This window comes from Streptomyces ipomoeae 91-03 (assembly GCF_000317595.1).
Lineage (GTDB): Bacteria > Actinomycetota > Actinomycetes > Streptomycetales > Streptomycetaceae > Streptomyces > Streptomyces ipomoeae.
On the sequence record NZ_AEJC01000585.1, the window covers coordinates 1 to 11,644 of the forward strand.

The following is an 11,644-nucleotide window of genomic DNA, read 5'->3' on the forward strand; positions in this document are numbered from 1 at the left end:
CTCAGCAGCCTCTCCGTCAGCTCCCGATAGTCCCGCAGAGCCAGTCGAAGTTGCTCGGTGTCGCCGGAGGCGCCCCGCGCCTCACCGGTCGTCGGCTCGCCGGGGCCCTGCCAGGAGGCCCGCAGCGTACGTCGCCGCTGCTTCACCGCGTCGGCGAACCGAGCCGCGGCCTCCTCCAACACCTCGTCGGCCTCCTCCACCGCGGACCGGGGCCCGTCGACGAACTCCCCGACCGCATGCCGCAATCGCGACGTGAGCTTGTCGCACTCGTCGTGGGGCAACAGCCGGGATTCGCCTGTGGGATGGCGATGGTGCCCGGCCACAATGGGCGACCCGGCGCCCGTCCCTGTACCGGTGGAACCAGTCCCGGTGCCAGTGGAACCAGTGGGATCAGTGGCACCGGCCGTGGAAGAACCGGTCTTCACGTCGTCTGTCATCCCCCTCAACTCCCCTTCGCATGACGCCTGGTGAACGCCCACGGCATAAGGGACCGCCCATGGGAGCGGGCCGCGGGCACCCGGCGGTCCTCGTCCGCCGTACGGTCACGGTCACGGTCCGCCCGCGCATCCAGCCGCCCCGGTGTCACCAGGTCGTCGAACAGGGCACGCGCCTCGACCATGGCCGCGCGCATCTCCTCGGTGCCGACACCGTCGCGCCCGTGCGCGCCGTCCGCGCCGTCCGCGGAGCCCCGCGCCGCGAGATGCACCCGCCGATACCCCTGCACATGGTGTCCGTGGTGCACGGACAGCGCCTCCAACTGGGTCTCGTAGCGCCCCTCGTCGGGGAAACCCCGCGCCCCGGCCAGCTCGGCGAGCAACCGATCCGCCTCGGCGACAGCCTCCCGGGGCGAGTCGACGAACCGTTCCTGGGCCGCCGCCCAACGCGCCTCGTACCGTTCCCGCTCCGCGGACCGCAACGGCCTCTTCTCCAGCGAGCCGTACCGCTTCACGCGCTCCGTGAGCTCACGCGCGGCGGCCCGCTCGTCGCCGTCGTGGCGGGTCACGGTCCGGTCGTACTCGGGTCCGAACCGCCGCCTCAGCGATCCGCCGCCGCCCGCGCCTGCGCGGGCGCGCAGAGTCAGGACGGCCGCGACGACGACCACGGCCGCCACGATCACGATCAAAGCGATGATCACGCCTGTGGACATGAATGCCTTCCAGGTCTCTCGGCCCGGCCTTCTCAGCTCAGTGGGCCGGCTTTCGCATCGGGTCTCCCGAACGACTTGCTTCAAACGGCGCGGAAAAGGGCGCGCGCCCGCACCCCCGGTCATCGACAATGCCCGCCATGCCTGTTACGACGCCCATGACGACTTCGGCCGGCACGTGGGACATAACCCCGGAACCGTTCGACTCCCCCGTCGCCGCCGCGCTCTGGCGGGCGTACTACACCGAGGTCAGCGACCGCTGGTATCTGCTGCACGAGGGCCACGTCACGGACCCGGACGAGCTGGAGCGGGAGATCGCGGCGGACACCGGCGCGTATCTCGCGCCGCCGGGTGGCGTGCTGCTGGTGGCCCGGTACGGGGGCGAGCCCGTCGGCATGGCGGGCGTACGGCTGATGGACGCCACCACGGCCGAGTTGAAGCGGGTCTTCCTGCGGAAGGAGGCCCGTGGCAAGGGCGGTGCCGCCCCGCTCGTGACGGCGGCCGAGGACGCGGCCCGTGCCCTGGGCGCCGAGCGGATCGTCCTCGACACCCGCGACGACCTCGTCGAGGCGCGCACCCTGTACGCCCGCCTCGGCTACGAGGAGACCGAACCGCACAACGACAACGAGTACGCGGACCACTGGTTCACGAAGAACCTGACGTGACCGACGTAGACGTAGACGTAGCGGTAGACGTAGACCTCGACGTACCGGCGGCCCCCGCCTGATGCGGCCGTTCCGCGTCCGAGCCGCACAGTTCCGCGTTGAGTTCCTCGACCAGCCGGATCAGGTCGGTCGGGCGGTCGGGCCCCCACCAGTCGCCGAGCAGTTCGGCCAGGGACTCCTCGCGGGCCTTGGCGAGCTTCTCGGCGGCTTCGCGGCCGGTGTCGGTGAGGACGAGGTCGAGGCCTTCGCGCCGGGCGAGCCGGCGTTCCTCGATCTGCCGGGACGCGGCCATGATCACGCCGAGCGGTACGGCGCTGTGCTCCGTGAGCACGCCGGGCTCGACCCAGCCGTACCGCCTGATCCGCAGCAGCAGCCAGCCGGCGGCGGGCAGCAGGTCGTAGCCGGCCCGTTCGGTGATCTTCTGGTAGACCTCGCGCCGCCCCTCCCGCGACCCGAGCACCGACAGCGCCCGGCACACCTCGTCGTACGACGACCGCTCGACGGGGTTGCTGGCGAACGTCTCCGCGCCGTCCGGCGCCGTCACGGACGCCCGCAGCCGGTCCTCGCGCAGGAACCAGGCGAGGACGAAGCCGAGTACGGCGACGGGGGCGGCGTAGATGAAGACGTCGGTGATGGCGGAGGCGTACGCGTCGAGGGCGGACGGCCGTAGCGCGGGCGGGAGTTCGGCGATCTCGCGCGGGTCGGCCTTCAGTCCGTCGACGCTCACGCCGGGCGGGAGCCGGTCCCCGTCGAGCGCGTTCGACAGCTTGTCACCGAGCCGCCCGGCGAAGACCGTGCCGAAGACGGCCACGCCGAACGAGGCGCCGATGGAACGGAAGAAGGTCGCGCCGGAGGTGGCGACGCCCAGGTCCTCGTAGGAGACGGCGTTCTGCACGATCAGTACGAGGACCTGCATGACGAGGCCCAGGCCCAGGCCGAAGACGAAGAAGTACGCGGCCATCTCGCCGTCGCCGCTGTCCGCGTCGAGTTGGTGCAGGAGCAGCAGCCCGAGCGTGGTGACGGCGGTACCGGCGACGGGAAACACCTTCCAGCGGCCGGTGCGACTGACGATCTGCCCGGAAACCGTGGAGGACAGCAGCAGACCGAAGACCATCGGGAGCATGTGCACCCCGGACATCGTCGGGGACACACCCTGGACGACCTGAAGGAACGTCGGCAGATAGGTCATCGCGCCGAACATCGCGAAGCCCACGACGAAGCTGATCACGGCGGAGAGCGTGAAGGTGCGGACGCGGAAGAGCTTCAGGGGCAGTACGGGTTCGGCGGCCCGCCGCTCGACGGCCACGAAGGCGACGGCGAGCAGCACGGCCAGGACCGCGAGCAGGACGATCTGCGGGGAGCCCCAGTCCCAGGTGGTGCCGCCGAGGGAGGCGACCAGGACCAGGCAGGTGGCGACGGAGGCGATGAGGAAGGTGCCGGGATAGTCGATGGTGTGCCGCTCCGCCCGGCGCGGGATGCTCAGCACGGCGGCGATGACGACCAACGCCACCGCCCCGACCGGCAGGTTGACGTAGAACACCCAGCGCCAGCTCAGATGCTCCGTGAACAGCCCGCCGAGCAGCGGCCCGAGCACGCTCGTCGCGCCGAAGACCGCGCCGAACAGGCCCTGGTAGCGCCCCCGTTCACGCGGTGGGACCAGATCGCCGACGATCGCCATCGACAGCACCATCAACCCACCGCCGCCGAGGCCCTGAACCGCCCGGAAGCCGATCAACTGGGGCATGTTCTGCGCCATTCCGCACAGCGCCGACCCCATGAGAAAAATCACGATCGCCGTCTGGAACAGTTTCTTCCGGCCGTACTGGTCGCCGAGTTTCCCCCACAACGGCGTCGCCGCCGTCGCCGCGAGCATGTACGCCGTCACGACCCACGACAGATGGTCCAGCCCGCCCAGGTCGCTCACGATCGTCGGCAGCGCCGTCGACACGATCGTCTGGTCCAGCGCGGCCAGCAACATCCCGAGCAACAGCGCCCCGATGGAGACGAGCACTCCGCCGGGCACGTGTTCGGTGCCGGGGGCGTCATGGCGGCGGAGGGGCGCCGGAGGTGGCCGCCGAGGGGTGTCGGCGGCGCGCGTGCCGTCACCGGCCGCTCCCCGCGCGGCGCTGTCGTAAGTCGTGTCGTCGTCGGTCATGAAGACCTCCCGAGGGCCCGAGGGTCTCGTACAGCGTTCCCAGTGTCCTCTTCCCGGACTGTCATTCCATCGTGATCGGTGTGACCGGTTATGGCCTGTCGAACACATCCGGAACCTGTGATTCCTGTGACGTCTGGGAGATTCTGTGGCGATCGTTTGCTTAAACTCTGGAAGTCCTACGGGGAGGGACCACACGTGAGCGAACCGAACAGCCACATATGCCCGGAGTGCTCGGCCCCCAGGGGCCTGGACGGCACTCCGTCCTGCGGCTGCGCCCGCCGTGTCTCAGACGCCCTCCTGGAGGCCCGCACAGCGGAAGCCGCAGCCGCCGAGGACTTCGACCCCCTCCGCATCCGCCCGTACGTCGAACTGGGTGACGAGAAGCGTCAAGGCTTAACGACTCCGCGCCAGGACACCCCGACGATGGCCCTCCCGGCGGTGACGTCGTTCGAGGCGGGCGGGAAGGCCGCCTGGTCGCCCGACGCGCCCCGGCCGCACGGCACGCCAGGCGTGTCCCAGCCGCACGGCACGCCCGGGACCCCGCCCTCGTCCTCCCCGTCCTCCTCGTCCCCCTCGTCGCCTCCCCGCTCCCCCGGTCGGCCCTCGTCTCCGTCCTGGGCATCGCGCCCACGCCGGCGCCGACGCCGTACGGGCATCGTCGTCGCCCTCGCGGGAACGGCCGCCGCCGGCATGGTGGCCGTCGCCGGGGCCATGAGCGGGCTCTTCTCGTACGACACCCCCGAGCGGGACAGCGCGCTGCCGGAGGACGTACGGGCGAGCGCGCCGGACGCGTCGGCGGACGGGGGCGCGTCGCCGGTGGAGCCGGCGCCCGGGAAGCCCGACACCGGGGCCGGGGCGCCCGCGTCGACGCCGTCGGGCAACGCTCGGCGCCCGAGCCCCAGCAAGAGCCCGTCCCCGTCGCCCTCGCAGACGTCCCCCTCGCCCTCGGCGCCCGCGTCCGCCTCCCCACCGCAGCCCTCGCCCAGCGCCGAAGCCTCCGAGGGCACGTCGGCCGCCGGCGCGAACGAGGCGGGCGCGGCGGACGACCAGAAGGCCACACCCAAGGTGCTCCGTCTGGGCGACGACGACCCCGAGGTCCTCGAACTCCAGCTCCGCCTGAACCAGTTGGGCTTCTACTACGGCGACTTCGACCAGAACTTCGACGACCAGGTCGAAGAGGCGGTCATCGCCTTCCAGAAGAAGCGCGACATCCCGGAGGAGAAGGAGAAGCGGGGCGTCTACGGCTTCGTGACCCGGACCCAACTGGAGTCGGAGACGAAGGAACCGTGACGGGCCGGGCCGACCGACGGCCACCGACCGGCAGACGCGGACGCGGCCCGGGCAGTCGACCGGTCACCGACGACCGGTGGGGTCGGCCACCGGCTTCCCGCCCCGCGTGGTGCAGGATGAATCCATGAGCATCGTCAAGATCAACGTTCTCACGGTTCCCGCCGAGCAGCGCGAGGTGCTGGAGAAGCGGTTCGCTTCCCGCGCCGGCGTGGTCGAGAGCTCCGACGGCTTCGAGTGGTTCGAACTGCTCCGCCCCGTCGAGGGCACCGACAACTACCTCGTCTACACCCGCTGGCGCGACGAGGCCGCCTTCCAGGCCTGGATGGAGGGCCCCATGAAGCAGGCCCACCAGGGCGGCGGCGAAGGCGCCGAGCGTCCCAGGCCCGCCGCCACCGACTCCACCGTCTGGACCTTCGACGTCCTCCAGCAGACGGGCCCGAAGACCCCCGAGGCCTGACGTTCCCAGGGCCTGACGTTCCCAGGGCCTGGCGTCCGGCCGGGCCCGACGGAACCGGCTCCGCGCGACCACTCGCGTTCGCGTGGTCACTCGCCCCGGTCGTGCAGGTTGTTGACCGCCGCTTGAAGCCGCAGCCAGGTCGGATCCGTCGCCTCCGCGGTGGTCACCGTCGTCAGGTCGTCCGACTCCCAGGTCCGGGTCCCGTCGGTCATGACGAGGTGTGTCTCCAGATCGCCGTCGTCGGGGACCTCGGAGGTGGCGTCCAAGAAGGCGGTGACCGCGGCCCTCGACGTATCGCGGTCCGTGGTCCGGGCCTTCCCGGGGTCGGCGCGCACGGAGAGGAGCACGAGATCGCCCCCACCGCCGGCGACGACGAGCTCGCCCGTCGCCGTGACGCCCAGCCCGGACACCGGGGATCCGGCCGGCGCATCGTGTTCGACCGCGCCGTCATCGTCGAGGTCGACTTCAACGAGTGTCCCGGTCGGCGTTCCGATCCAGAGCACACCGGGTCGGGTGCCGAACGCGATGTTGTGCCGCGACCAGGCGCGCATCCGCTCAAGCCACTCCTGCGGGTACGGGTAGCCCGGGCTGGGTTCGCCGAGGGGCGTCGACAGAACACGGCGCAGCGAAGGAAACTCGAATACGTCCAGTGAGTTGTCGTAGGCGTTGCCCCGGATCGCGAGATGGCGTCCGTCCGCGCTGAAGACCGGCGTCTCGTAGCCGTCGGCGTCCAGGATGAGCGCCCGCCGAAGCAGTCGCATCACGGCCGGCGCGGCCCCTTGGCCGACCCGCGCGAAGAGTCCGAGTGTCGCGCCTTGGTCGCTCTGGAGCGTGACCACCACCCCGCCTGCGGGGTGCTCCGCGACCCCTGTGTCCCACCGTGGGCCGACACCGACGGTTCCCGAGGCGAGGTCGAGGATGTCAGAGCTCTCCCATGCGTCGTCCCCACCGGCTGACGACGGCGATGCCCACAACGTGCGACCGTCCGGGCTGAACGCCAGGCTGCCGTAGCCGGCATGGGGTGGAACGCCTTCCGGTTCGGAGAGCCCGGCCGGCGTCCACCGCACCACTCCGTGCTCGCCCGCCACCATGAGCAGCGGCCGGTCCGGATGCCATGCCACAGCGGGGGTCCGCTGCGTCCGGTCCCACCCGATGGCGTCGCCGTAGACCGGCGACCCGGCGCCGACGGTCTCGAGTTCGCGCAGTTGCCCGGCCCCGCAGTCCCAGACGTGGACCGCCGGACGCTCCGAGTCCAGGCCGGCGATCAGGGGAAGCCTCGGATGACATACCACCCGTTCAAGACAGGCCCCGCCACCGACTCGGGCACGCGCCACGGTCTCAAGATCAGTCACGCCGACACGGTAGTCCCCGAAGACGACAGGCCGGCAGCCGGCCACCTGATGCGCGGCCCGCACATCCACGGCGCCACGAGCCGGACCGCCGGGCGCACGCCTGTCCGACGCGCACCCGAAGCACCCCGCCGGCCCACGCCTATCCGACGTGCACCCGAAGGACCCCGCCGGCGCCCGTCTCGACCCGTACCGACCGCAGGTCGGGCACCACCGCGTCCGGTCCGTGGAAGCGGGCCCGCTCGCCGATGCCGACGACCCGCATCCCGGCGGCGCGCCCGGCCTCGATGCCGGCGCCGGAGTCCTCGAAGACGAGACAGTCCTCGGGCGCCACGCCCAGCTCGGCGGCCCCCTTCAGGAATCCCTCGGGGTCCGGCTTGCTCGCGCCGACGGACTCGGCGGTGATCCGCACCTCGGGCAGGGGCAACCCGGCGGCGCCCATCCGGGCCGTGGACAGGGCGACGTCCGCGGAGGTCACGAGGGCGTGCGGCACCCCGGCGAGGGAGGCGAGGAACCCCGGTGCGCCCAGTATGGGCACGACGCCGTCCAGGTCCGCGGTCTCCTCGGCCAGCATGCGCGCGTTGTCCGCGAGGTTCTGCTCCATCGGCCGGTCCGGCAGCAGCACCGCCATCGTGGCGTACCCCTGCCGCCCGTGCACGACCTTGATGACCTCGTCGCCGTCCAGCCCATGACGGTCGGCCCAGCGCCGCCAGACCCGTTCGACCGCGGCGTCCGAGTTGACGAGGGTCCCGTCCATGTCCAGCAGCAGGGCACGGGCGGTCAGAACGGTGGTGGCCGTCATCGGCAGGCTCCAGACACGGAGAGACGCGGAAAACACGAAGAACGAAGAACGGGGAACGGGGAACGGAGGGACGAGGACACGGAGAGACGCGGAAGGACAGCCACAGGCCACCCGCCGACGAGACAAGGTGGTCCCGCCCGCCGGTCAGGGAAAACGGGCGGGAGCCACTTTGTTCCCTCACGGTACAAAACAAATGGCCCCTCCCGCTACCACCCCGACGAAGGCTTCACCCTCCGTTCAGCTCACCCGACTCACCCGGTCACGGCCTCCCACAGGCTCCACACACCGAGTCCCACCATCAGCGCGGCGGCGATCCGGGTGATCAGCGTCAGCGGAACCCGCTTCATCAGCGCCCTGCCCCCGACGATGCCGAGCCCGGCCACGGCCCACAGCGCGAGGACCGCCCCGAGTCCCACGGACAGCGGATCGTCGTACCGGGCCGCGAGGTTGGCCGTCATGATCTGGGTCAGATCCCCGAACTCGGCGACCAGGATGAGCATGAAGCCCGCCCCCGAGACCTTCCAGAAGCTCTGGTCCTCCGGCCGCCGGATCTCCTCCTCGCCCTCGTCCTTCTTCATGAGCAGCATCACCGCGCCCGCCAGGAACAGCACACCGGTCAGCGCGTGCACGATCTGCCGCGGCAGCAGCGTGAGGACACTGCCCGCCGCCACCGCCAGCGCGACATGGACGGTGAAGGCGGCGGCGACCCCGGCGAAGACGTACGAGGCTCGGTAACGGGTGCCGAGCACCAGGCTGGCGAGGGCGGTCTTGTCGGGGAGTTCGGCAAGGAAGACGACGCCGAAGACGAGCGCCGTGACGCTGAAGCTGATCAATGTTCCTCAATCGGTCGGGGCCGCCCCACCGAGAGAAATCATCCGCTGACGCGACACCTCGGCACGGCAGCACACACGTCATCCGTGCCGTACGGCACGGATGTGCACTGCTTTGCCGAAGGTCTCGCTGGCGGGCCCCGCCTCATGAACTCGACGTCCACACGGCCGTCCATGTGACCTCGAACCAAAGGCTCGAAGGACCCGCTCCGGGCGCCGGCTCAGACGAACTGAGCAGTATGTCGACGGTCCCGGCGAAGAGCTACTCCCCTTCTGCGCCGCCCATCGTACGGGACTCACCCGAGCGGGCGATCGCGGGCCCGGCGCCGACGATCACGACCGCACCCCTTGTCGTGTCATGTTCGCGTCATTAACTTCTCACCGAACACACACGCGCCCGTAACACGGCGCGGCCACTCTTCAATCGCTCGTCAGCTCACCCGGTTCGGCCACAAGCCGCTCCAACGTCCCCACCCCCCGAGGGAGTTCGCATGCCGAAGTTCTACGCGCGTCGACGGCTCAGCATACTCACCGCGCTCAGCGGATTGGTAGCCTCCGTCGCGCTCTTCAACGCCCCCACCGCCTCCGCCGCCCTCCCCACCCCCGTCAGCGCCGCCACCGCCCGCAGCTACCTCGCCACCCTCACCGTGGCCACGGAGGACCGCACCGGGTACAGCCGGGACCTGTTCAACCACTGGATCACCATCAGCGGCACCTGCAACACCCGCGAGACGGTCCTCAAGCGCGACGGTACGAACGTCGTCACCGACTCGGCCTGCGCCTCCACCAGCGGCAGCTGGTACTCCCCGTACGACGGCGCCACCTGGACCGCCGCCTCCGACCTGGACATCGACCACCTCGTGCCGCTGGCCGAGGCCTGGGACTCCGGCGCCGACAGCTGGACGAGTTCCCGGCGCCAGGCGTTCGCCAACGACCTGACCCGCCCGCAGCTCATCGCCGTCACGGACAACGTGAACCAGGCGAAGGGCGACCAGGACCCGGCCACCTGGATGCCGTCGCGCACGGCCTACCGCTGCACGTACGTCCGCGCCTGGGTCCAGGTGAAGTACTACTACGACCTCTCGGTCGACTCCGCCGAGAAGACCGCGCTCACCAACTACCTGGCGAGCTGCTGACGCCGGCCGAACCGGGCAGGCCCCCGGCCGAACGGGGCAGCCCCCCGGTCGAATCGGGCGGCAAGTAGCCCGGAACCTCCCCGCTCACCTCCGTCGTTCCGTACCGTACGGGGCGACGGAGGAGGGCGAGCCGAAGAGGAGCGCGGCAACGGCCGTGCGCCCGAAGGCGGACCCGGCCGGAGAAAGGGCGGGTGAGCGCCGATGGCGGGGCTGCGTCTGGGGCCACTGCTGAGATACGTGGACGGCTCGTCCGCGACCGTGTGGGTCGAGGCGAACCGGCCGTGCGCCGCCGAGGTGCGGTGCGCCGGCGGCGGGGGCGGCGAGGCCCGCACCTTCCAGATCGCCGGCCACCACTACGCGCTGATCCCGGTGACGGGCCTGACCCCGGGCACGGCATCGGCGTACGAGGTCCTCCTCGACGGCACCCCGGTGTGGCCCCCGCCGGACTCCGCCTTCCCGCCCTCGGAGATCCGCACTCCGGCCGAGGACGACACCGTCCGCGTCGCCTTCGGCTCCTGCCGCTGGGCCGCGCCACCCGCCGACGAGCCCGACCCGGTGGGCCCGGACGCCCTGGACACCCTCGCGTCCCGGATCGCCGCCGACCCGCGGGCCGAGCGCCCCGACGTACTGCTCCTCCTCGGCGACCAGGTCTACGCGGACGAGACCTCCGAGGCCACCCGTCGCCGGCTCGCCGCCCGCCGGAACCTGGCCGACCCACCGGGCGACCAGGTCGCGGACTACGAGGAGTACACCCACCTCTATTACGAGTCCTGGCTCGACCCCGAGATCCGCTGGCTGCTCTCCACCGTGCCCAGTTGCATGATCTTCGACGACCACGACGTCATAGACGACTGGAACACCAGCGAGTCCTGGCTCGCCGACATGCGGGCCACCTCCTGGTGGCGGGAGCGGATCCTCAGCGGCCTGATGTCGTACTGGGTCCATCAGCACCTCGGCAACCTCTCCCCCGCCGAACTGGCCGCCGACCCGCTCCACGCCGCCGTACGCGCGACCCCGGACGGCACGGACGCCCTGCGCGCGTATGCCGCCCGGGCCGACCAGGACCCGTCCTCGGTCCGCTGGAGCTACCGGCGGGACTTCGGGCGCGTACGCGTGCTGATGCTCGACACCCGGGCCGCGCGGGTCCTCGACGAGCGGAAGCGGTCGATGCTGGACCCGGGCGAGGCCGAGTGGCTGCGCGCCCAGGCCCTCGACGCCCCCGGCTCGTACGACCACCTCCTCATCGGCACCTCCCTGCCCTGGCTGCTGCCGCACCTGGTGCACGACGCCGAGTCCTGGAACGCGGCGCTGTGCCGGGGCGAGCGCGGGGAGCGCTGGGCGCGGTTCGGGGAGGGGCTGCGGCGGCGGGCCGATCTGGAGCACTGGGCGGCGTTCCCGGCGTCCTTCGAGGCGCTGACCGACCTGGTCGCCGAGGCGGGCTCGGGGGCCGGGGCACCGGCGACGGTGCTGGTGCTCTCCGGGGACGTGCACCATGCCTACATCGCCGAGCCGTCCTGGCCCGCCGACACCACCGGCCCCGACGCCCGCGTACTCCAGCTCACCTGCTCCCCCGTCCACAACTCCGTCCCGTTCTCCATGAGGCTCGGCTTCCGCTTCGGCTGGAGCGGCGTGGGGCGGGCGATCGGCCGCTGGTTCGAGCGGCACGGCCGCGGCGAGCGCCCGTCCATCGACTGGCGCAGAACGGGCGGCCCTTGGTTCGGCAACCAGCTCATGACCCTGACCCTGCACGGCCGTTCGGCCCGTCTGCGCCTCGACCGGGCACGGGCCCGGCGGGGCGGGAAACCATGGGCCCGGC

11 protein-coding genes and 1 pseudogene are annotated in these 11,644 nt (G+C 71.5%); 5 read left to right on the forward strand and 7 right to left on the reverse strand.

The genetic code is table 11. The features are described 5' to 3' along the window. Window positions 1-281, reverse strand: a pseudogene (locus STRIP9103_RS53620) (hypothetical protein); the annotation flags it as partial. Between the two features lie 161 nt (window positions 282-442). After that, window positions 443-1,147: a hypothetical protein gene (locus tag STRIP9103_RS37680; protein WP_009334670.1), complete on the reverse strand. Its 705-nt coding sequence runs from the start codon at window positions 1,145-1,147 to the stop codon at window positions 443-445. 137 nt (window positions 1,148-1,284) lie between these two features. Between STRIP9103_RS37680 and STRIP9103_RS37685 the strand changes: the two genes are divergently transcribed. Beyond that, window positions 1,285-1,809, forward strand: a complete 525-nt coding sequence (locus STRIP9103_RS37685) for a GNAT family N-acetyltransferase (RefSeq protein ID WP_234022405.1) — start codon at window positions 1,285-1,287, stop codon at window positions 1,807-1,809. Here the strand turns inward: STRIP9103_RS37685 and STRIP9103_RS37690 are convergent. Continuing rightward, on the reverse strand, window positions 1,790-3,964 hold the full coding sequence (locus STRIP9103_RS37690) for an MDR family MFS transporter (RefSeq protein WP_009334667.1): 2,175 nt from the start codon (window positions 3,962-3,964) through the stop codon (window positions 1,790-1,792). The two genes, STRIP9103_RS37685 and STRIP9103_RS37690, sit on opposite strands and share 20 nt — an antisense overlap. Window positions 3,965-4,350: 386 nt before the next feature. Then, window positions 4,351-5,022 (reverse strand): hypothetical protein, encoded by a 672-nt coding sequence (locus STRIP9103_RS52340; RefSeq protein ID WP_009334661.1) that lies wholly within the window; start codon window positions 5,020-5,022, stop codon window positions 4,351-4,353. A 7-nt stretch (window positions 5,023-5,029) separates the two neighbouring features. On the opposite strand from STRIP9103_RS52340, the gene STRIP9103_RS52345 reads away from it, so the two are divergent. Both STRIP9103_RS52345 and STRIP9103_RS37705 read left to right on the forward strand, forming a co-directional pair. Further along, a complete protein-coding gene (locus tag STRIP9103_RS52345) occupies window positions 5,030-5,254 on the forward strand; it encodes a peptidoglycan-binding domain-containing protein (protein ID WP_009334659.1) in 225 nt (74 codons plus the stop codon). A gap of 124 nt (window positions 5,255-5,378) precedes the next feature. Next, window positions 5,379-5,711 carry an antibiotic biosynthesis monooxygenase family protein gene (locus tag STRIP9103_RS37705; RefSeq protein ID WP_009334668.1) on the forward strand — a complete coding sequence of 111 codons (333 nt, stop codon included), beginning with the start codon at window positions 5,379-5,381 and terminating at the stop codon, window positions 5,709-5,711. 86 nt (window positions 5,712-5,797) lie between these two features. Here STRIP9103_RS37705 and STRIP9103_RS37710 read toward each other — a convergent pair whose 3' ends face one another. The 3 genes from STRIP9103_RS37710 to STRIP9103_RS37720 all read right to left on the reverse strand — a co-directional run bounded on the left by STRIP9103_RS37710 (window position 5,798) and on the right by STRIP9103_RS37720 (window position 8,695). Continuing rightward, window positions 5,798-7,063 (reverse strand): WD40 repeat domain-containing protein, encoded by a 1,266-nt coding sequence (locus STRIP9103_RS37710; protein ID WP_234022406.1) that lies wholly within the window; start codon window positions 7,061-7,063, stop codon window positions 5,798-5,800. Between the two features lie 139 nt (window positions 7,064-7,202). Next, window positions 7,203-7,862 carry an HAD family hydrolase gene (locus STRIP9103_RS37715; protein WP_009334681.1) on the reverse strand — a complete coding sequence of 220 codons (660 nt, stop codon included), beginning with the start codon at window positions 7,860-7,862 and terminating at the stop codon, window positions 7,203-7,205. 251 nt (window positions 7,863-8,113) lie between these two features. Continuing rightward, window positions 8,114-8,695, reverse strand: a complete 582-nt coding sequence (locus STRIP9103_RS37720; RefSeq protein ID WP_009334663.1) for a TMEM165/GDT1 family protein — start codon at window positions 8,693-8,695, stop codon at window positions 8,114-8,116. Between the two features lie 488 nt (window positions 8,696-9,183). Between STRIP9103_RS37720 and STRIP9103_RS37725 the strand changes: the two genes are divergently transcribed. Together STRIP9103_RS37725 and STRIP9103_RS37730 are read left to right on the forward strand one after the other, a co-directional pair. Continuing rightward, window positions 9,184-9,828, forward strand: a complete 645-nt coding sequence (locus STRIP9103_RS37725) for an HNH endonuclease family protein (RefSeq protein WP_009334674.1) — start codon at window positions 9,184-9,186, stop codon at window positions 9,826-9,828. A 201-nt stretch (window positions 9,829-10,029) separates the two neighbouring features. Beyond that, window positions 10,030-11,644: alkaline phosphatase D family protein (locus STRIP9103_RS37730; RefSeq protein ID WP_009334672.1), on the forward strand; the 1,615-nt coding region annotated here is incomplete at its 3' end.